The 19885-nt window shown below is 70.9% G+C and carries 21 protein-coding genes; 5 read left to right on the top strand and 16 right to left on the bottom strand.

Features of this window, described 5'->3' with window-relative positions; translation table 11 throughout:
- Window positions 1-6: 6 nt before the first annotated feature.
- From ACLQ2Q_RS18855 to ACLQ2Q_RS18840, 4 genes are all read right to left on the bottom strand, one after another.
- Window positions 7-1398: an FAD-dependent oxidoreductase gene (locus ACLQ2Q_RS18855; RefSeq protein ID WP_425822746.1), complete on the bottom strand. Its 1392-nt coding sequence runs from the start codon at window positions 1396-1398 to the stop codon at window positions 7-9.
- A gap of 72 nt (window positions 1399-1470) precedes the next feature.
- The gene (locus tag ACLQ2Q_RS18850; protein ID WP_425822744.1) at window positions 1471-2532 is read right to left on the bottom strand and encodes a polyprenyl synthetase family protein; all 1062 of its coding nucleotides are present in this window, start codon (window positions 2530-2532) and stop codon (window positions 1471-1473) included.
- Between the two features lie 41 nt (window positions 2533-2573).
- On the bottom strand, window positions 2574-3302 hold the full coding sequence (locus ACLQ2Q_RS18845; RefSeq protein WP_425822742.1) for a demethylmenaquinone methyltransferase: 729 nt from the start codon (window positions 3300-3302) through the stop codon (window positions 2574-2576).
- A 22-nt stretch (window positions 3303-3324) separates the two neighbouring features.
- Window positions 3325-3903, bottom strand: a complete 579-nt coding sequence (locus ACLQ2Q_RS18840; RefSeq protein WP_425822740.1) for a DUF402 domain-containing protein — start codon at window positions 3901-3903, stop codon at window positions 3325-3327.
- A gap of 22 nt (window positions 3904-3925) precedes the next feature.
- Here ACLQ2Q_RS18840 and ACLQ2Q_RS18835 point away from each other — a divergent pair, with 22 nt between their 5' ends.
- Both ACLQ2Q_RS18835 and ACLQ2Q_RS18830 read left to right on the top strand, forming a co-directional pair.
- Window positions 3926-5224, top strand: coding sequence for an isochorismate synthase (locus tag ACLQ2Q_RS18835; protein WP_425822738.1), 1299 nt, complete (start codon window positions 3926-3928; stop codon window positions 5222-5224).
- Entirely contained in the window at window positions 5221-6474 is a 1254-nt protein-coding gene (locus tag ACLQ2Q_RS18830; RefSeq protein WP_425822736.1) for an amidohydrolase family protein, read from the top strand. Before ACLQ2Q_RS18835 ends, ACLQ2Q_RS18830 begins: the two co-directional genes overlap by 4 nt.
- Here ACLQ2Q_RS18830 and ACLQ2Q_RS18825 read toward each other — a convergent pair.
- From ACLQ2Q_RS18825 to ACLQ2Q_RS18805, 5 genes are all read right to left on the bottom strand, one after another.
- Window positions 6471-8186: a DUF885 domain-containing protein gene (locus ACLQ2Q_RS18825; RefSeq protein ID WP_425822734.1), complete on the bottom strand. Its 1716-nt coding sequence runs from the start codon at window positions 8184-8186 to the stop codon at window positions 6471-6473. The genes ACLQ2Q_RS18830 and ACLQ2Q_RS18825 overlap by 4 nt on opposite strands.
- 137 nt (window positions 8187-8323) lie before the next feature.
- Window positions 8324-8467, bottom strand: coding sequence for a hypothetical protein (locus ACLQ2Q_RS18820; RefSeq protein WP_425822732.1), 144 nt, complete (start codon window positions 8465-8467; stop codon window positions 8324-8326).
- 103 nt (window positions 8468-8570) lie between these two features.
- A complete protein-coding gene (locus ACLQ2Q_RS18815; protein WP_425822730.1) occupies window positions 8571-9434 on the bottom strand; it encodes a polyphosphate kinase 2 family protein in 864 nt (287 codons plus the stop codon).
- Between the two features lie 18 nt (window positions 9435-9452).
- A complete protein-coding gene (menD, locus tag ACLQ2Q_RS18810) occupies window positions 9453-11234 on the bottom strand; it encodes a 2-succinyl-5-enolpyruvyl-6-hydroxy-3-cyclohexene-1-carboxylic-acid synthase (RefSeq protein WP_425822728.1) in 1782 nt (593 codons plus the stop codon).
- 3 nt (window positions 11235-11237) lie between these two features.
- The gene (locus tag ACLQ2Q_RS18805; protein WP_425822726.1) at window positions 11238-11681 is read right to left on the bottom strand and encodes a PLD nuclease N-terminal domain-containing protein; all 444 of its coding nucleotides are present in this window, start codon (window positions 11679-11681) and stop codon (window positions 11238-11240) included.
- A gap of 110 nt (window positions 11682-11791) precedes the next feature.
- On the opposite strand from ACLQ2Q_RS18805, the gene ACLQ2Q_RS18800 reads away from it, so the two are divergent.
- Window positions 11792-12094 carry a DUF4229 domain-containing protein gene (locus ACLQ2Q_RS18800; RefSeq protein WP_425822724.1) on the top strand — a complete coding sequence of 101 codons (303 nt, stop codon included), beginning with the start codon at window positions 11792-11794 and terminating at the stop codon, window positions 12092-12094.
- A gap of 43 nt (window positions 12095-12137) precedes the next feature.
- Here ACLQ2Q_RS18800 and ACLQ2Q_RS18795 read toward each other — a convergent pair whose 3' ends face one another.
- Window positions 12138-13118 carry a 1,4-dihydroxy-2-naphthoate polyprenyltransferase gene (locus ACLQ2Q_RS18795; RefSeq protein ID WP_425822722.1) on the bottom strand — a complete coding sequence of 327 codons (981 nt, stop codon included), beginning with the start codon at window positions 13116-13118 and terminating at the stop codon, window positions 12138-12140.
- A gap of 90 nt (window positions 13119-13208) precedes the next feature.
- Between ACLQ2Q_RS18795 and ACLQ2Q_RS18790 the strand changes: the two genes are divergently transcribed.
- Complete coding sequence (locus ACLQ2Q_RS18790) at window positions 13209-13580, top strand: VOC family protein (RefSeq protein WP_425822719.1); 372 nt, start codon at window positions 13209-13211, stop codon at window positions 13578-13580.
- Here ACLQ2Q_RS18790 and ACLQ2Q_RS18785 read toward each other — a convergent pair.
- The 5 genes from ACLQ2Q_RS18785 to ACLQ2Q_RS18765 are packed head-to-tail and all read right to left on the bottom strand — an operon-like array spanning window position 13570 to window position 17940.
- Window positions 13570-14754: an AMP-binding protein gene (locus ACLQ2Q_RS18785; protein WP_425822717.1), complete on the bottom strand. Its 1185-nt coding sequence runs from the start codon at window positions 14752-14754 to the stop codon at window positions 13570-13572. The two genes, ACLQ2Q_RS18790 and ACLQ2Q_RS18785, sit on opposite strands and share 11 nt — an antisense overlap.
- A 7-nt stretch (window positions 14755-14761) precedes the next feature.
- Window positions 14762-15784, bottom strand: a complete 1023-nt coding sequence (locus ACLQ2Q_RS18780; protein ID WP_425822715.1) for a 1,4-dihydroxy-2-naphthoyl-CoA synthase — start codon at window positions 15782-15784, stop codon at window positions 14762-14764.
- A gap of 27 nt (window positions 15785-15811) precedes the next feature.
- Window positions 15812-16612, bottom strand: coding sequence for an LLM class F420-dependent oxidoreductase (locus ACLQ2Q_RS18775; protein WP_425822713.1), 801 nt, complete (start codon window positions 16610-16612; stop codon window positions 15812-15814).
- 10 nt (window positions 16613-16622) lie between these two features.
- The gene (locus ACLQ2Q_RS18770; RefSeq protein ID WP_425822711.1) at window positions 16623-17603 is read right to left on the bottom strand and encodes a permease prefix domain 1-containing protein; all 981 of its coding nucleotides are present in this window, start codon (window positions 17601-17603) and stop codon (window positions 16623-16625) included.
- A gap of 1 nt (window position 17604) precedes the next feature.
- Window positions 17605-17940 carry a PadR family transcriptional regulator gene (locus ACLQ2Q_RS18765; RefSeq protein ID WP_425822709.1) on the bottom strand — a complete coding sequence of 112 codons (336 nt, stop codon included), beginning with the start codon at window positions 17938-17940 and terminating at the stop codon, window positions 17605-17607.
- 280 nt (window positions 17941-18220) lie between these two features.
- On the opposite strand from ACLQ2Q_RS18765, the gene ACLQ2Q_RS18760 reads away from it, so the two are divergent.
- Window positions 18221-19228, top strand: coding sequence for an o-succinylbenzoate synthase (locus ACLQ2Q_RS18760; protein WP_425822707.1), 1008 nt, complete (start codon window positions 18221-18223; stop codon window positions 19226-19228).
- Between the two features lie 3 nt (window positions 19229-19231).
- Here ACLQ2Q_RS18760 and ACLQ2Q_RS18755 read toward each other — a convergent pair whose 3' ends face one another.
- Window positions 19232-19879, bottom strand: a complete 648-nt coding sequence (locus tag ACLQ2Q_RS18755; protein WP_425822705.1) for a TetR/AcrR family transcriptional regulator — start codon at window positions 19877-19879, stop codon at window positions 19232-19234.
- Window positions 19880-19885 lie beyond the last annotated feature (6 nt).

Genomic DNA, 19885 nt, shown 5'->3' with positions numbered 1-19885 from the left:
CTGGCGCTACTCGGCGCGCGAGACCTGCACCATCTCCTCGCGCGGGACTACCTTCACGCGGGCACGGCCGTGCGGCAGTCCGCGCGCGACCTCGTGCTGATCGAGGCGGTGCCAGCCGTCGAGGTCGGTCCAGCGCACCGCACGGGCGTCGAGCAGCGCCGGGATGGACTCCTCCGACGGGTCGGAGGGCTGCCACCAGGAGCCCTGATCGTTGATGAGGTGACGCACCGTCTCCATCGCGTCGGACTTGGTGTGGCCGATCAGACCCACCGGGCCGCGCTTGATCCAGCCGGTCGCGTACACCCCGGGCACGCGCTCATTGGAGTCCTTGTGCAGGGCCTGGCCCTCGTGGTTCGGGATGACGCCGTGACGCTTGTCGAACGGCACGCCCGGCAGCGGCGATCCGAAGTAGCCGACCGCCCGGTAGATCGCCTGCACCGGCACCTCGCGGATCTCCCCTGTTCCCACAACGCCACCCTCGCCGTCGGGGCGGGTGCGCTCGTACACGAACGACGACACCCGGCCCTCGGCGTCCTTGCGCACCTCCAGCGGCTTCGCCCAGAAGTGCAGGTGCAGCCGGCGGGATGCCCGTTCGACAGGCTCAGGGGCCGAGGCGTAGTTGTTCGCCGAAGGGCGCTTGCGCCACGCCTGCAGCACCCGATCGATGACCATGACCTGCTTGTTGCTGGCGATCGCCGCGCGCGACGCGTCGTCGTAGTCGAAGTCCTCGTCGTACACCACCATGTCGACGTCGCGCAGCTCGCCCAGCTCCCGCAGCTCGAGCGGGGTGAACTTCACCTGGGCCGGGCCCCGGCGGCCGAAGACGTGCACGTCCGTGACGGGGCTGGAGCGGAGTCCCTCGTAGACGTTCTCGGGGATCTCGGTGGGAAGCAGGTCGTCGACGTGCTTGGCCAGCATGCGCGATACGTCGAGCGCCACGTTGCCGTTGCCGATCACGGCGACCGACTCGGCCGTGAGCGGCCAGGTGCGCGGCACATCGGGGTGGCCGTCGAACCAGCTCACGAAGTCGGCCGCGCCGTACGACCCCGCGGCCTCGATGCCGGGGATGTCGAGGCTCGTGTCGCGGATGGCGCCCGTCGCGAAGATCACCGCGTTGTAATGGCCCTTGAGGTCGTCGAGGGTGATGTCCGCGCCGTAGCGGACGTTGCCGAAGATGCGGATGTCGCCGCGGTCGAGCACCTCCCTCAAGGCACTGACGATGCCCTTGATGCGCGGGTGATCGGGCGCGACGCCGTAGCGGACCAGGCCGTAGGGCGCCGGGAGCTGCTCGAAGAGGTCGATGGAGACATCGAACTTGCGCTCGGCCTTGAGCAGGATGTCGGCGGCGTAGATGCCGGCGGGGCCCGCGCCGACGATGGCCAATCGAAGCTTGGTCATGGGTCTTCTCTTTCCGTTCCCCGGGTCCGTACGGCGGTCCCGGAGCCTGTGGTCTGGCTGAGCCCGCGAAGGTCAGCTGGTGCGGTCGGCGACAGCGTCGGCGAAACGCGTGAGCGCGTCGCGCACGGCTCCGCGGGGCAGCGGAGCGAGCGCCTCGACGGCCGCCTGCGACCACTCCTGTGCGAGCGCCCGGGTGCTCTCGGTGGCGTCGTCGTCGCGCAGCTGGTCGAGTTCGTGGTCGAGGATGCGGGGGTCCGCGCCGTCGGCGATCTGCGCCACGCCGTCATCGATCCTGCTGCGGAGGGCGCGCGACGCGGCGTCATCCCGGGCGCTCAGCAGGAGATACGGCATGGTCGGCACGCCCGCGCGCAGGTCGGTCCCGGGCACCTTGCCGGTGTCCTCGGGATTGGGCGAAAGGTCGATGACATCATCCATCAGCTGGAAGGCCACGCCCACCTTGTCGCCGTACACGGCCATCGGCGCCTCGAGCTCCTCGGGTGCGTTGGAGAAGATGATGCCCGCCTGCGCGGATGCCGCGATCAGCGACCCGGTCTTGTCCGAGAGCACCTCGAGGTAGAACTCGATCGGATCATCGCCCGGCTGGGGGCCGACGGTCTCGTGCATCTGGCCGAGCACGAGGCGCTCGAAGGTGTCGGCCTGCAGGCGGATGGCGCGGTCGCCCATGTGCGCCATCAGCTGGCTCGCTCGGGAGAAGAGCAGATCGCCCGTCAGGATGGCCACGCTGTTGCCCCACACCGCGTGCGCGCTGGGCACGCCGCGACGCCGGTCGGCGCCATCCATCACGTCATCGTGATACAGGCTCCCCAGGTGCGTCATCTCGAGCGCCTTCGCCGCGTCGATGACACCCGGGATGTTGCCGTCTCCGAGCTGCGCCGTGAGCAGCGTGAGGAGGGGACGCACGCGCTTGCCGCCCGCTTCGTACAGATACCGGCTCGCGGAGTCGGCCAGTGCATCGGTGACGCGCAGATCGAGCGCCAGCCCGTCCTCGACGAGGTCGAGGCCCGCCTCGACCTTCGACAGCAGCCGCCCTGCCTGGGGACCGATGAAGATGCGGTCGCTGAGGCCGAGTCTGCTCGCCAGGCGCGAGCCCGACGCGGAGGGGCTCGGTGTCACTCCCTCAGCCTACCCGGGTGCCGGGCGGAGACGGGTTCGGGTCAGGAGGGCTTGGTCGCCCGGTGCAGGGCCACGATGCCGAACGACAGGTTGCGGTAGGCGACATCCGCCCAGCCGGCTTCGCGGATCCAGCCGGCGAGCGTGCGCTGATCCGGCCAGTCCCGGATCGACTCGTTGAGATACTCGTAGGCCTCGGCGTTCGAGCTGACCGACTTGGCGACGACGGGCAGCACCCGGTTGTTGTAGAACCCGTAGAGCCCGTTGAAGCCGCGCGACGGAGGATGCGAGAACTCGCACACCACGAGACGACCTCCGGGCTTTGTGACCCGCAGCAGCTCCGCGAGCGCCTTGCGGGGATCGTTCACATTGCGCAGGCCGAACGACATCGTGACGGTGTCGAACGAGGCGTTCTCGAACGGGAGGTTCGTGGCATCCGCCTCGGCGAAGGTGAGATTCCGGATGCCGCCGTGCCGGCGACGCCCCTCGGCGATCATGCCCGGCGAGAAGTCGGCCGCGACCACCTCGGCGCCGCTGCGCGCGAGGGAGACGGATGACGCGCCGGTGCCCGCCGCGAGGTCGAGGATCCGCTGGCCGGGCTTCGGGGCGACAGCCCGCGTGGTCGCCGCGCGCCACAGCTGATCGTTCCCCATGCTCAGCACCGTGTTGGTGCGGTCGTAGTTCTTCGCGACCTGGTCGAACATGCCGCTCACGCGCGCCGGATCCTTGCCGAGGTCGGCGCGGATGGGCTCGGAAGCGTCGTGCGGTGTCACGGGGTCGAGTCTAGGGCGCGCGTCAGCAAGCCGGGGGTTTGGGGCGGAGCCCCATCGGGGCGCGCGGGAGATCCTTCAGCACGGCGAACCAGTGCTCGGCGGTCGACGCATCGAAGGGTGCTTCGTGTGCCGTCACGCGCACTTCCAAGTTTACCGCGAGCGCTTCGAGCCGTTCGACGATGTGCAGGGGGTAGCCGTACCGCACGCGATGCTCGTCCCACTCGTCGCGGTCGTCGATGTAGATGCCGCGAACGGCATGGTCGACGACATCGAGATCCATGTCGATCCCGGTCGGCTCGCCGTTCTCCGACCAGCGGAGATCCCACGCGATGTCGATGTAGATCCGCGTCCGGTTCGGCGGCGCGTTCATGGTCAGCGCGTAGTCGCCGCTGGGCGGCAGCAGCGTGATGTCGGCGTGCTCGATCACCACATCGCGACCCGGCCGGGAGCTGTGCGATCCGGCCGGCTGTCCGAACCAGTCGCCCCACCGATCGGAGCCCAGGTAGTAGCAGTCGTGCTGCCAGTGCGGGGACCCGTCCCACTTGCGCCAGCGGAACGTCAGCCGGGTGCCCGGGATGGGGCGCATCGGCTCTGGGGTCACCCTCCGAGTCTAGGCTGGAGGTGTGACCGACCCCGCCTCCGCCGACGTCCCTCGGCTGCGGGTCACCACGCGGGCGATCGAGTCCATCGACGATGTGCTGGCGTACGCCGATCCGGATTCCCCGCTGTACTGGATGCGCCGCGGAGACGGCATCGCCGGCATCGGCAGCGCGCTCACCTTGCGTCTCAACGGCTCGCCGGCGGGTGAGCGGATGCCGCGGGCGCCACGGTTCGCGGCGCGTTGGCGGGAGCTCGCCGCCGTCGCGACGGTCGATGACGAGGTGGTGCTCCGCGGCACGGGCCTCGTGGCTTTCGGCGCCTTCGCCTTCGACGACCGATCGCCTCGTCCGAGCGTGCTGGTCGTGCCGAGGGTCGTCGTCGGCCGACGTGCCGGCCGGTCGTGGATCACTCGCATCGAGCTCGACGACTCCGCCTCCGGCGACGCCAGGCACGGCGAGCCCATCCCGTACGGGCCCTACTGGTCCGCGACTCTGGGGCCCGGTGCTCAGGGACCGGCCGGGTACCAGGACTCGGTGCGCGAGGCGCTCGAGGCGGTCGCCTCCCACGAGGTCGGCAAGGTCGTGCTCGCCCGTGATCTCGTCGGCACCGTGCCGAGAGGCGCCGACCTGCGCCGCCTCGCGCGTGCCCTCGCGATCGGCTACCCGGACTGCTGGACGTATGCCGTGGACGGCATCATCGGCGCCAGTCCCGAGACACTCGTCACGGTGTCGGGCGGAACCGTGACCGCCCGTGTGCTCGCCGGCACCGCCCCACGGGGAGCCGACGCGGATGCGGACACCGCGGCATCCCTCGCCCTCGCCACCAGCGCCAAGGACCAGGACGAGCACCTCTACGCCGTGCAGAGCGTGCTTGCCTCGCTCCGTCCCCACACGAGCGCCCTCGCGGCGAGCGAGCAGCCCTTCACGCTGAAGCTGCCGAACGTCTTCCATCTGGCGACGGATGTCGAGGGCGATCTCTCGGACGGCGCTTCCTCGCTCGACCTCGTCGGAGCGCTGCATCCGACGGCGGCAGTGGCCGGCTCCCCGACGGCTGCCGCGATCGAGGTGATCCGGCGGCTCGAGCCGTTCGACCGCGGTCGCTACGCCGGGCCGGTCGGCTGGGTGGACGGGAACGGCGACGGCGAGTGGGCCATCGCCCTGCGGTGCGCCCAGTTCGATGTGTCAGAGGATTCCGCGGGCAGCGGGGAGACGATCCCCGTCACCGCGCACGCGGGTGCGGGGATCGTGGCCGGCAGCGACCCGGAGGCCGAACTGCTGGAGACCCGCGTGAAGTTCCGCCCCATCGTGGACGCCCTCGCATGACCGGCACCGTCCGCAGCCTCCTTCCCCACGGCGACGCGATCCTCACGAACCTGCGGCTCGTCGACGGTATCGACCCGGAACCGCGGGACGGCGTGGCCGTCGTGATCCGGGAGGGGGTCATCCGTGACATCGCCCCGGCGAGCTCCGTTCCTTCCGATGCGGGTGCCATCGACCTCGGCGGCGCGCACGTGATGCCCGGGCTCATCAACATGCACACGCACCTCTCGCTGTCGCTGCCGGGACCGTCCGGCGACGCGGTGAGCGCGCTCGATGACCCCGAGCTCGCCCTGTACATGGCGGACGGCGCCCGCCGCACCCTTTTGTCGGGAGTCACGACCGTGCGCTGCGTCGCGGAGAAGGGCGGGGCGGACTTCGCCCTCCGCCGGGCGATCGAGGCCGGTCTGGTGCCGGGCCCCCGCATCTTCACCGCCGGTCGAGCGCTCGCCTGCACCGGCGGGCACGGTCACGACACGGACGACACCCTCGAGTGCGACGGGCCCGTGGAATTCACCCGCGGAGTGCGCGGACAGCTGCGGGCCGGAGCGGATCTCATCAAGATCATGATCTCCGGCGGCATCGCCGGCGAGCACGAGCAGATCACCACCCCGCAGCTCACGCGGGACGAGATGGCCGCAGCGATCTCCACCGCCCACGCCTGGGGGCGCAAGGTCACGGCGCACGCCGGTCCGGCGGCCGTCATCGCCGACGCGGTAGAGCTGGGCCTCGACTGCGTCGAGCACGGATACGAGCTCACGCCCGAGGTCGCGGCGCTCATGGCGGAGCGGGGCGTGGCGCTGGTGCCGACGCTCGTGGTCACGCGCGCGGGCTCCTTCTTCGACGAGCTCGGTGTGCCGGCGTGGATGCAGGAGCGCGCGCTCGGCGCGGCGGATCGGCACCTCGAGTCCTACCGCTTCGCATTGGATGCCGGCGTCGACGTGCTGCTCGGCAGTGACATGCCGCCATTCTGGGCCTTCGAGGGCACCTCGGCGACCGTCCGCGAGTTGGAGCACATGGAGCAGGGCGGCCTGGACCCGGTCGGCGCCATCCGCGCCGCCACCTTCCGCCCCGCGTCGTGGCTCGGGGTCGGGGACGAACTCGGCGCGCTGCGACCGGGCTACGCGGCCGACCTCATTGCGATGACCGAGGACCCGACTCGCGGGACGACAGCTCTGCGCGGCATCGACTTCGTGATGAAGGCGGGCGTGATCGTCCGCGACGATGCCGGCCGCGCGGCCCGGTCGTCGCTCTAGTCGCGCAGGAGCAGCCGGCGCAGGGGTCCCAGCCCCATCGGGCCGAAGCCCAGCGCCTCGCGGTGGAAGTCGCGCAGCGTGAACGCGTCGCCGCGTTCGGCCGCCCAGGCATCCCTCGCGTCGTGCCACAGGCGCGCGCCCACCTTGAACGCCAGCGCCTGCCCCGGCCAGCCCAGGTAGCGATCGACCTCGAAGCGCGCGAGCGCCGGTTCGACGAGGGCCCGCTCGACGAGCAGCCGGCGGGCGACCTCGGGCGTCCATTCCACGTCGTCGATGAGGGTGTTCGACGGGATGCCCCATCCCGTGTGCAAACCGATGTCGGCGACGATCCGCACGGCCCGCCAGATCTGGCCGAGCACGAGTCCCAGTCGCTCCGCGTCGTCGCGGATCAGGCCGAGCTCGTCGGCGAGCTGCTCCGCGTAGTGGGCCCAGCCCTCCGCGTAGCCGTGAATGTGGCAGAGATGGCGCTGCCAAGGGTGCAGGCCGAGGTTGGACGCATTCATGACGTGCTCGAGATGGTGCCCGGGAACCCCCTCGTGATGGACGCTCGAGACCTCTTGCCACGTCGCGGCCGCCGGCACGCCGCTCGGGATCGTCCAGACGATGCGGCCGGGCTCGGAGCCGTCGGGGGGCGACGGCGTGTAGTAGACGACTCCGGCGGAGGACGGAGAGACGATGCACTCGACGTCGCGCACCGCGGGCGGGAGGTCGAAGGCGGTGCCGGACACGGCGTCGATCGTCTCGTGCACGCGCTGCGTCAGCCACTCCCGGATGGCGTCGATGCCCTCGAGCCGGTAGCGCGGATCGGAGTCCAAGATGTCTGCCGCCGAGCGGACCGGGTCGGCTCCGGTGCCGCCGAGCGGGGATGCGAGGAGCGTCGCCTCGTCCGTCAGTCGCTCGAGCTCCCTCCACCCGAAGGCATAGGTGTCGGCAACGTCGATGCGCGCGCCCAGCATAGCGGCGGCAAGGTCGCCGTACACGGCCTCGCCTACCCCGTCCGCGGTTGGGGCGCTCGGCCGAAGGTCCTCCCGAAGGAACTCGGTGAGCCCGCGCAAGGCGGTGTTCGCCTCTTCGGCCGCCGCCCGGAAGTCGGCGCGATGCGCGGCATCCGCTCGCTCGAGAACCGTCAGCGAACCGAACCAGTCATCCGCCGCCCACGCCTCCACCTGAGCGGCGAGGGTGTCGATCTGCCGGACGGGCGCGACGCCCGTGCCGGAGAAGCGCCCGGCCAGCCCCTGTGCGCGTGACCACCGGAGAGTGTCGATGTACTGGCCGATCGCCCGGGGCACGGCGCGAAGGCGCGCGACGAGGCGCACACCCGCGGCATCCGGAGTCAGCTGCGCACCCTCGAAGGAATAGCGGATGAGGTGGACGGGGCTGGCGAGCCCGGCGACGAGGCGCGTCGTGAAGCCGGTGTCGAAGAGCAGCCGCTCGCGCTCGACCCGCTCGCGCAGCGCCGCCCGCAGGGTCTCATCCCCGGCCGCCGGGGGCAGGGCGTCCAGGTCGGCGAGCGTGCGACCCTGCAGCTCGTACCGCTCGAGCAGCCACGCTGGTCCGATGTCGGCCAGCAGCGGCCCATCATCGCGACCGAGCGCCTGCGCGGCATCCGGCTCGTGCACGGCGAGCGCCGCGACATACCCGTCGGCGATCGCCCACAGCCGGTCTCGGTCGCTGCGGTCGCCCACCTGGTCGTGCTCGCGCCTTCCGGTCATCCGGCCACCCTACGAGGCGACCGCTCGACGCTTCGTGACGGGGCCGACGAGCAACTTCGGAGAATGTCGCGTTTCTCGGCTTCCTTACCGGAGAAAGGGCCGACGTGCGCGACATCCTCCGAAGGAGGGAACGCCCGCTACTCCCCCACACGCGAGGCCACCCGGGAGTCCCGCGACTGCGGGGCGAACAGCATGCGGGCCAGCGTGGTGAGCATCGCCACGAATCCGCCGATCAGGGCAAGCGGCGCCCACCACCAGCCGGCCGTGAAGATGAGCAACATCTATCTCAGCACGAGTGGACCGCCTCTCGCCGGGTGCACGGCATCGCGACGCGCGGAGGCCGTGTGCTCGGCGGGTTGCCGTGCACTCGGCGCAGAAAGCGGGTCAGGACGCGGCGAGCCGCGCCTTTTCCACCTCGACATCGAAGTCCGCGACGGGCCACTGCGGGTCGATCTTCTCCAGCGCGTCCAGCAGCAGCCCCTGCACCGCGAGCCGCGCGTACCACTTGCGGTTCGCCGGGATGACGTGCCACGGTGCGACCTCGGTCGACGTACGGTCGAGCACCGTCTGGTAGGCCGCCATGTAATCGTCCCACCGCAGCCGTTCATCGACATCTCCCGGGTTGTACTTCCAGTGCTTGTCGGGCCGGTCAAGTCGCGCCTGCAGCCGCGTCTTCTGCTCGTCCTTGGAGATGTGCAGCATCACCTTGACGATGCGGATGCCGCGGCCGGCGACATCCGCTTCGAAGGCGTTGATCGCTTCGTATCGCCGCTCGATCTCCTCCGGCGGCACGAGGGAGCGAACGCGACCGATCAGCACGTCCTCGTAATGCGACCGGTCGAAGACCCCGATCTTGCCTGCCGCCGGCAGCTGCTTCTCGATGCGCCAGAGGAAGTCGTGCGCGAGCTCCTCCTCCGTCGGCTTCTTGAACGCCGCAAGATGGACGCCCTGCGGATCGACGGATCCGATCACGTGGCGGAGGATGCCGCCCTTCCCGGCGGTGTCCATCGCCTGCACGACGAGGAGAAGCGCATCCTTTGAATCTCCGCCCACCGAAGCGGCGTAGAGCCGCTCCTGCATACCGTCGAGGAACGGGGTCCCCTCTTCGAGATCGGCCGTGCCGTCGGCCTTCTTCCCCTCGTACCCCGGCGTGGATTCCGGGTCGCGGTCGGAGAGCCGGAAGCCGTCTCCGATTCGCAGGGCGTCGGAGGGAGGGATCGTCCAGGAGGTCGCATCATCGTGACTCATGGAGCCATTGTGGCGGGCTCAGCGCGAAAGGGGCACCTCTATGAGCTGGCGTCCGACGACCGGCGCGGTCAGCGCCTGGTCGAGCGCGGCGCGCGTCGTCACGCGCGCATACTCCCAGCCGAAGGCGCGCGCCAGGTGCTCGAGCCCCACCGCCTGGGGCGTGTACAGCACTCGGTCCATGTCGGCGGGCGACGCGACGGCGGCGACCTCGAGTCCGTCGAAGATCGTGCCGCCCCCGTCGTTGCCGACGACGACCTGCAGGCGCGGTTCGTCCTCACCCGGGGGAAGGGCCAGCGCCCCGATGTCGTGCAGGAAGGCGAGATCGCCGAGCAGCACCCGGGTCACGCCGGGCGCTCCCCCGGCCTGGCTCCCGAGGGCGACGCCCGTGGCCGTCGCAATGGTGCCGTCGATGCCGGCGAGACCCCGGTTGGCATGCACCGGCACCTTCTTGCCGGCCAGCACGTCGTCGGCCACGCGGACGAGCCGGGACGACCCGAACATGAGGCGGTCGTGCGGCCAGGTGGCTCGCCACACAGCGTCGACGAGACCCTCGCGATCGAGTGGCCGCCGGACGGCCGCCAGCTCGGCGGCCACGGCGGCGAGCCGCTCGGCCGAGTCGGAGGACGAGAGCGCCGCCGTGTCGGGGGCGGGCGGGTCGAGATCGACGGATGCCGCGGCGGAGGCGCGCAGCCACGCGCCGAGCCATGACCGATCGGGCTCCCCCGTCGCAACGCGCACCGTGTCGGCGGCGATCGTCAGGCCGTTCAGGTTCAGCGGCTCGCCGGGGCCGCGCAGCGCCACGACCTCGACCTCCGGCCGGGACAGCAGGGCGGTCACCTCCCTGCTGAGGGTGGGGTGGCCCCAGACGACCGCGCGCTCGATCCGTCCACCGAGCTCCGCGTCGCGCAGGAGCGTGCGGTAGCCGCGCACCGCCTGCCGTCCGAAGCGAGCGCCGCTGACGATCTCGGCGACGAGCGGCCAGCCGCCCTCGAACGCGAGGGCCTCGGCATCCGGCCCCGCGTCAGCACCGGCGACGACCACCGTGCGCGGCCCTCGCTCGAGGATGAACGGCTCGTCCTGCGGCTCGGCGGGCTGATCGGCCTCGCCGATGCCCCCGCCTCCCTGGTACAGCGCCCCCGAGACGACCTCGGCGTCGGCGGGGACCTCAGGTTCCGGCGCAGTCTCGGCCCGCTCGAACCAGGGCGGCAGCTGCCCGCCCAACGGCTCGCGATACGGCACATTGAGATGCACCGGCCCCGCGGCACGAGTGCCTGCGCCCAGCGCGGCGGCGAATGCCTCGCCGGCGAGGGCGCGGAGCATCGCAGTGGATGACGAGTCTCCCACGTCGTCCACCTCTTCGGGGACCGGAAGATCGGCCTCCCATCGGGTGCTCGGGGCGAACATCCCCGGCTGACGCGTGGTCTGGTTGGCGCCGACGCCTCGGAGTTCCGGCGGCCGGTCGGCGGTGAGGATCATCACCGGCACTCCCGCGTGGTGGGCCTCGAGCGCCGCCGGCAGCAGGTTGGCAGCCGCGGTGCCGGACGTGCAGACCACGGCAACCGGCATTTGGGTCTCTCGTGCCAGGCCGAGAGCCGTGAAGCCCGCGACGCGCTCATCGATGCGCACGTGCAGGCGCACGTCGCCCCGGGCTTCCAGCCGGGCGGCGACGAGGGCCAGCGCCTGGGAGCGCGAGCCGGGGCTGAGGACGATGTGCCGGAGGCCGAGGGAGACGAGCTCGCCCAGCAGGGCGGCTGCGGCATCCGTCGCGGGTGACGAGACGCGCGGGGAGCGGTCGGTCACGCGTCAGCCGACGGCGCCGCGCTGGCCCCGGGTGTCGTCTCCGTCGGGGTCGGGGCCGGGCGAGGGCGTTCCGCCCGTCGCGCCCGCAGCGGGCGTCGGTCCGGTGGGCGGATTGCTCCACTTGGGGTCGTCGTCTTCGGCGTCGAGCTGAGCCAGCTCTTCTTCGAGGCGGCGGATGCGCTCGTCCTGGTCGCTCACCGTGCCGATGTGGTTGAGGAACTCGGGATCATCGTCGGGCGCTCGCATCGCCTTCGCGGTGCGTCTGCCGCTGCGGCCGACGACGAACCAGAGGAGGCCGCCGACGACGGGAAGCAGGACCACGATGGCGATCCAGGCGCCCTTGGACACACCACGGTGCCGGGTGGAGGGCTGCACGGCGCAGTCGACGATGCTGTAGACCCAGAAAGCGATCGCCAGCAACCCGAGGATGAGGAGCAGCCGTGTCACGCTCCCATCCTAGGCGCGTCGGCTCGCCTTCGGCTGGTCGTTGCCGAACTGTGAGCGGGTATACAGCAGGCCCGCCCGGAGGCGCGCAGACGGCGACCTAAACTGGACGGGTGAAGCTCCCACCGGTCGTCGTCTACACCGTTCTGCGGCTGCTCGCATTCCTCGTTCCGTTCGGCCTGCTGATGCTGATCCCGATCATGCGCGAGTATTACTGGCTGACCGCGATCTTCGCCGCGCTCATCGGGTTCAGTCTCTCGCTGCTCTTCCTCCGCCGCCCGCTGTCCGATGTCTCGGCATCCGTCGCCGCCCGCAGGGCACGCCCCGCCCAGACGGTGGATACCCGCCCCGACGAAGACATCGAGGATGACGCGGTCGACGCGTCGCGCCGCGGCGAGGCATCCGGCGAACGCTGATCGGAGTTGGAGCCGGAGTTGGAGCCGGCGCTCAGCGGGCGCGTCAGCCGACGAACGCCCAGAACAGGATGGCGCCGTACGCGATCGACGTCAGTGACGTGAGCGCCAGCGCCACGACCAGCTCGCGCGGATCGCGGTAGGTCCACACGATGAGGATCGCGGGGATGCCGGCGAGCAGGGCCATCAGCGTGAGCCAGGCGATCGGGTAGAACACGGCGAGGTAGACGCCGATGACGAACGCGCCGAGTACGAAGAGGGTGAACAGCCACTGCGTCGCGCGCTTGCCGATCAGCACGGTCAGGGTGCGCTTGCCCGCGAGGCGGTCCTGGTCGATGTCGCGCAGGTTGTTGGCCAGCAGCACAGCGCAGGCGAGCAGGCCCGCCGCCACACCGCCGAACCAGGCCTCCTGGGGGATGATGAGGGCCTGCACCCAGGTCGTGCCGAGCGTGGCGACGAGCCCGAAGAAGACGAAGACGAAGAGCTCGCCGAGCCCGTAGTACCCGTAGGGGCGCTTGCCGCCGGTGTAGAACCAGCCGGCCAGCAGGCACAGTGCGCCGACGAGCAGCAGCCACCACTGCTGCGTGCGGATGACGATCGCCAGCCCTGCGAGGGCCGCGATGAGGAAGAAGATGAGTGCGACCGTGAGCACCGCGCGAGGCTTCACACGCCGCGACGCCGTCAGGCGGGCTGGGCCCACGCGGTGGTCGTCCGTCCCGCGGACGCCGTCCGAGTAGTCGTTCGCGTAGTTGACGCCGATCTGCAGGGAGACCGCGACGACGAGGCAGGCCAGCGCGATGACCCAGTGGAGCTCGCCGGTCGCGAGCACCGCGGCACCGGTGCCGATGAGAACAGGGGTGAACGCGAGAGGAAGCGTGCGCAGGCGCGCGGCGCCCACCCAGTCGCGGAAGGTCGCCGGTTCGACCTTGCGCGGGTCGCGCGAGACGTGCGCCTTCTCCGGGTTCCCCCGCGGCTTCTGCTTCTTCGCCGGGGGACGCTTGCGGTTCTTGCTCGGGTTGCCTGCCACGAGAAGTGATCCTATGGCGCAGATGGGGTCGTCCGCGCCACGGCGTGCAGAGGGGTTGTCCGCCGACGCTCGTGCGAGAACACTGGACGCATGCTGACGATCGGGACGACGGTGCTCACCGTCGAAGACATCGACCGCGCCGGAGAGTTCTGGCGTGCGGCCCTGGGGTACGTCGACCGGGGCGAGCCGTCGGATGACTGGGTGATCCTCGACCCGCCGCAGAAGGGCACGTGGGACGGACCGGGCACGAGCATCGCGCTCTCGGTGACCGGCTATCCCCAGCACTATCCGCCGCGGCTGCACCTGGATCTCTACGCCGATGACCAGGCGGCGGAGATCCAGCGGCTGCTCGGGCTCGGCGCCCGGGAGGTCGACTGGGACGGGTATCCGGAGGACGCCGACTACGTGGTGCTCGAAGACACCGAGGGCAACCGCTTCTGCGTGGTGGACGTCAACGCGTAGACGGATTGCGCCGGGAGAGGCCCGCGACGGCGCGCCGGATGGCCTCGCGGTCCGGCTTGCCCGATGGGAGGGTGTCGAGCCGGTCCACGAGCACGAGGCGACCGGGGCGCGCGTGAGGTCCGACATCCGCTGCCACCGCGTCGCGCGCCTCCTGCAGCTGCGTCGACTCGCTGCGACGCAGGGCCTCGCCACGGGGCGCCACCACGACGCTGGCCTCGCCCCACTTGGGATCGGGGACGCCGATCACCACGGCCGCCTCGAGCCCCGGAACGGCGCGCACGATGCGCTCGACGCGGTCGAGCGACACATTGATGCCACCCGAGACGATGACGTTGTCGATGCGGCCCCGCACGCGGACGACGCCGTCCTCCACGATGCCGGCATCGCCGGTGCGGTACCAGCGGGTGCGGTCGGGATCACGGGGGAACGCCGCATCCGTCAGCCCCTCATCCCCGAGATACCCGTCGGCGAGCGTCGGGCCCGCGATCTGCAGCTCGCCGCCCTTCTCGCGAACGCGGACGCCCGAGAGCGGGACGCCGTCGTAGACGCAGCCGCCGCTGGTCTCGGTGGACCCATAGGTGCGCACGACGCGCACGCCGGCGAGTGTCGCCCGCTCCAGCACGACCGGCGGCAGCGCCTGCCCGCCGACGAGGACAGCCGAGAAGGACCGCAGGGCCGCACGGACGGCCGACTCGTGCTCGGCCGCATCGAGCAGCAGGGTCAGCTGAGCCGGGACGAGGGAGGTGAACGTCGGTATTCGGATGCCGCCATCGCTCGAGGCCATGGTGAGGGCGGCGGCGGTGAACGCCTGCGCCGAGAAGGTGCCGGAGAGCAGGGCCGGCTCCCTGCCCTGCACGAGCGAGCGGACGAGCACCTGAAGGCCGGCGACGTAGCTGGCCGGCAGGGCGAGCAGCCAGGAGCCCTCGCCGATCCGCTCCGCCGTGGCCAGGGCGCTCGCGGTGAGGGCGTTGCGGCTGAGGGCGACGTTCTTGGGCGTGCCGGTCGAGCCGGAGGTCGCCACGACGACCGCCGTGCCGGCAGGCACTTCGGGCGGAGCGGCGGCCTGGGCGCCGAGCATGCCGAGGCCCACCGCCGGTCCCCCGCCGTTGAGGGCGGCCCGCAGCGCACGGAGCAGGTCGCGCGGGTCATCGCCCGCGACGGGTTCCAGCCTCATGAGGGCATCAGTAGTGCCACGGGTATGGCGCCCAGTCGGGCTCGCGCTTCTCGAGGAAGGCATCCCGGCCCTCCACCGCCTCGTCGGTGCCATAGGCCAGGCGCGTCGCCTCGCCGGCGAAGACCTGCTGGCCGACCAGGCCGTCGTCGACGGCGTTGAAGGCGAATTTGAGCATGCGGATGGCCGTCGGTGACTTGGTCAGGATGCCGCGGGCCATCTTGATCGCCTCGCGCTCCAGCTCGGCATGCGGCACGACGCGGTTGACGGCCCCCATCTCGTACGCCCGCTGTGCCGAGTACTCCTCGGCGAGGAAGAAGACCTCCCGGGCGAACTTCTGGCCGATCTGCCGGGCGAAGTACGCGGAGCCGTAGCCGGCGTCGAACGACCCGACATCGGCATCCGTCTGCTTGAAACGACCGTGCTCCGCGGACGCGATGGACAGGTCGCAGACGACGTGCAGGGAGTGACCGCCGCCCGCCGCCCACCCGGGGATCACCGCGATCACGGCCTTCGGCATGAAGCGGATGAGGCGCTGCACCTCGAGGATGTGGAGGCGACTCATGGCCGAGAGGGCGGACCCCTCATCGGTCCCTGAGCCCGTCGAAGGGTCGGTCCCCGAGCCCGTCGAAGGGTCGGTCCCTGAGCCCGTCGAAGGGTCGGTCCCTGAGCCCGTCGAAGGGTCGGCCGCCGGGGCGTACTGGTAGCCGTGGCGGCCGCGGATGCGCTGGTCGCCGCCGGAGCAGAACGCCCATCCGCCGTCCTTCGCACTCGGGCCGTTGCCGGTCAGCAGCACGACCCCGATGCGTGGGTCCTGCCGGGCGATGTCCAGCGCTCGGTAGAGCTCGTCCACCGTGTGCGGGCGGAACGCGTTGCGCACCTCGGGCCGGTGGAACGCGATGCGCGCGAGGCGGCCGTCGGTGGAGACGTGCGCCGTGATGTCGGTGTATGCGTCGGCACCGTCGCTGTCCAGGGCGCCGGGTGCCGGCATCCACTCTTCGGCGTCGAAGAGCTCCGAAACGGGATGAGCCATTGCCTTAGCCTATGGCTGCGCGGCGGCTCAGACCGTGCCGTTCTTTGCGTCGCGCCAGCGCAGCCACGAGCGCACGAGGTCGTAGTCGTAGTCGGGTCCGCCGAAGCCGAGGGTGAACAGGCGCACCCCCGCGTCGAAGAGCCCGTCGGCGATGTCTTGGCCTCGCCGGTGCAGCTCGTTGGAGAGCACGAGGTTCGACGTGTCGCGCCCCTCCTTCTCGGCCCACTTCTCGATGACCGACAGCTTGTGCGGCAGCTGCTCGGCGGGCACGAAGCTGTGCCAGTAGTCCGCGTGCCGGGCGACGAGGCGGAGGGTCTTCTGCTCGCCGGAGCCGCCGATCATGATCGGGATCCGCCGGGTCGGTGCGGGGTTGAGCACCTCCCAGCGGGCGGTGATGCGGGCAAGCCCGTCGGCGAGGTCGTTCAGCCGCGTGCCGGGTGTGCCGAACTCGTAGCCGTACGCGTCGTAGTCCTTCTCGAACCACCCGGCGCCGGTGCCGAAGATGAATCGGCCCTCTCCGCCCTTCGCGCTGATGTGGTCGATCGTGCGGGCCATGTCGGCCTGCAGGTCGGGGTTGCGGTAGCTGTTGCAGTTGACGAGCGCCCCGAACTCGACGCGCTCGGTCTGCTCGGCCCAGGCGCCGAGCATCGACCACGACTCGAAGTGCAGGCCGTCCGGATCGCCCGACAGCGGGAAGAAGTGGTCCCAGTTGAAGAGGATGTCGACGCCCATGTCCTCCAGGCGCCGCACCGCATCTCGGATGTCGGTGTACTGCACGTGCTGGGGCTGAAGCTGGACGCCCAGCCGGACGGGGGTATCGGTGAGCATACGCAACAGCCTAGGAGCGGCAGGCGGGGGTGCGGGCCGGCCGGTAGGTCTTCAGGATGCCGTCGATGATGTCCCAGCCGGCGATGATCGCGATGCCGAAGCCGGTCAGCACGGTGACGATGGTGTAGACCTCCGCCGACGAATCCGCGGGGATGACCGTCGTGAAGAAGGCGGGGTTGAGCAGCTGGTCGTTCAGCAGCAGCCAGATCGCGGGCACGGCCGCGGCGAGCGCCAGCACCGTGTTGACCACGGCGAACGCGGGCGTCCAGCGGCCATTCCTGTAGATGGCGATCGCCATCGCCGCCTCGCCGAGCATGACGACGAAGAGACCGGCGATCCACCAGGGCCACAGATCCGGGTTGAGCACCGGCATCCGCACGTCGCCGTCCCAGACGAAGCCGAAGAAGCGGTCCCACAGGATCGCCAGGGCGGCGATCGCGAGGAAGACGAGCGAGGCGACCATGTCGGAGAATCCCAGGCCCTTCGGGCGGAGCTCCGGCAGTCGATCGAGGGTCCAGGTCGCCCACGGCTCCGGCTTTCCGTTCTTGGCGTCGACGCTGCGCTCGAGGATCGCGAACACCAGCGTCACCCAGAATCCGATGTGCACGATGACGCCGAGCACGCCGACCACCGTCGAGCCGATGACGGTCCCGACCGGCGCCCCGCTCAGCACCTGGCCGAGGGCGATGCCGAAGGCCGCGCACGCCGGCACGATCCACAGCAGCAGCTTCAGCAGCCGCAACCACTCGAAGTAGTAGCGGGGACCGACGAGGAACGTCGGCCGATCGGTGTAGTCGGCAGCGAGCTTGTCCGGGTCCCCGAGGTCGGTGAGCACGGCGCGTTCCGCGTCGGCGCGCGGCTCTCCGCCGTCGACGCGGGCGTCGATGGCGTCGCCGATGGACGCCTCGAGCTCGGTCGTGAGGTCGGCGCGGCTCTTCTCGGGCAGGCTGCGCGTCGCCGCGTAGATGTAGCGCTCGGTGAGGTTCGTCATGTCAGTTCTCCGGGGTGACAGTGTCGATCGCCGTGGCGATCGCGCGGAATTCGGCGGTGAGGGATTCGGCGAGCGCGATGCCCGCCCGGCTGGTGCGGTAGAACTTGCGAGGCCGCGCCTCGTCGGTGTTCCACTCGCTCTCGAGGTAGCCCTGCTTCTCCAGGCGACGAAGCAGGGGGTACAGCGTGTTGGCGTCGGTGGCGAACCCGCCGGCATCGAGCGTCTCCAGCAGCCCGTACCCGTAACCGGGGGTGCGCAGCAGCTGCAGGCACGCCAGCACCACGGTGCCGCGGCGCAGTTCCTGCAGGTGCATCGCCAGGATGTCGTCATCGCTCATGTCCGTCACATTACTGTGCATCGCACACTATTGTCAATCGCGCATTGTTATTGGGACCTCGTGCGCAGTGACCACCGCCGGTGTCGGCGCTGCACTTCCCGGACGACGCGGCGTCGATTCGCGCCTCGTGTGCAGGAAAGAGCAGCGCGAGCCCGTCGAAGGGCGAGTGACGGTGCCGGCGGATGCCGGTGCGCGCGCGAGGGGGCGGGCTTCTGGGGATGCATATGCGGACTGCCGGTGCGTGCGCGAGGGGGGCGGGCCGAGCGGGCATGATGGATCCGTGAGCAACGACGCCGCGGCATCCATTCCGTCCCTCGACGAACTGCTCGCCACCGCGCGCGTGGTCGCTCTCCCCCTCGTCACCCGGTTCCGCGGGGTCGATACGCGCGAAGCGCTGCTGCTCGAGGGCCCGCAGGGCTGGACCGAGTTCTCGCCCTTCGCCGAGTACGACGACCGTGAAGCCTCGTCGTGGCTCGCGGCGGCGCTCGACTTCGGGTGGCGCAGCCAGCCGCCCCCGCTGCGGAACTCGCTGCTCGTGAATGCCACGATGCCGGCGGTGCCGGCGGCCTCCGTTCCCGAGGTGCTGGCGCGCTATGACGGATGCCGGACCGTGAAGGTCAAGGTCGCCGAACCAGGACAGTCGCTCGCCGACGACGTGGCCCGCGTGCGAGCCGTCCGGGCGGCGCTCGGTCCGGAGGGCCGCGTGCGGATCGACGCCAACGGCGCCTGGAACGTGGACGAGGCCGAGCACGCCGTGCACGCGCTCGCGGACTGCGACCTCGAGTATGTCGAGCAGCCGTGCGCGAGCGTCGACGAGCTGGCGGAGCTGCGCCGCCGCATCAAGTACATGGGCATCCCGATCGCCGCAGACGAGAGTGTGCGCAAGGCGTCCGACCCGATCGCGGTCGCCAGAGCCGGGGCCGCCGACATCCTCGTGATCAAGGCGCAGCCTCTCGGTGGAGTGCGGCGGGCGCTGGCCATCGTCGCAGAGGCGGGCCTGCCGGCGGTGGTGTCGAGCGCGCTCGATACGTCGGTGGGGCTCTCGATGGGCGCGGTCCTCGCCGCGGCGCTGCCGGAGCTCGATTACGACTGCGGACTCGGGACCGCGTCGCTCTTCGTCACCGACGTCGCCGACCCGCCGCTGGTGCCGCACGGCGGCGCGATCGGCGTGGGGCGGGTCGCCCCGGATGCCGCGCGCCTGGACGCTCTGGCGGCGACGGATGATCGGCGGACCTGGTGGCTGGACCGGCTCGCGCGCTGCCACGCGATGCTGGAGTCGGGGGCCTGAGGGTCAGACGGCGGGCGGCTCGATGATGAGCTGTGCGACGCGGGCGATCTCCTCGCTTGTGCGACGGCACATCGCCTCGTAGTCGAGACCGGCCATCGCGGCCCGTACCGAGGCGCTCTCCCACGTCGTGAGCATCAGTCTGGCGGCCTGCTCCGGCGGCACGCGGAAGCGGAGAGTCTTGGCGCGGGCGATGTCATCGATGATCTGCGTGACTCCCCGGACCATCTCCTCCTCCTGCGCGAGGTAGGCGGCCGCGAGCGCCGGTGAGCGGAGGGCGTGGTTGCGGATCTCGCTCATCAACAGCACGCCGAGACGGTCATCACCGCTGACATCGAGCACCTGCTCGACGATCTGCAGCGCGTCGGTCGGTGCCGGCGCCAAGCCGCCGCCGGACTCCAGTTCCGCGACGCGCGCCTTCACGGCATCCACCCGCTCGCGCGCCACGCGCGCGGACAACTCGAGGAACAGCTCGTCCTTGCTCTCGAAGTTCGAATAGAAGGCGCCGCGGGTGAAGCCGGCGCGCTCGCAGACCGCTTCGACGGATGCCACGTCGAGGCCGACCTCGGCGAACACCTCCGCGGCGGCATCCAGCAGACGCGCGCGCGTGTTCTCACGACTGCGCGTGGCTACGCGCGGTGCGGTGTCGGTCACGAGCAC

The organism is Microbacterium sp. DT81.1, from assembly GCF_049844955.1.
Classification (GTDB): domain Bacteria; phylum Actinomycetota; class Actinomycetes; order Actinomycetales; family Microbacteriaceae; genus Microbacterium.
Note: the sequence above shows the minus strand (reverse complement) of the source record. Positions and strands in the feature narration are given on the sequence as shown.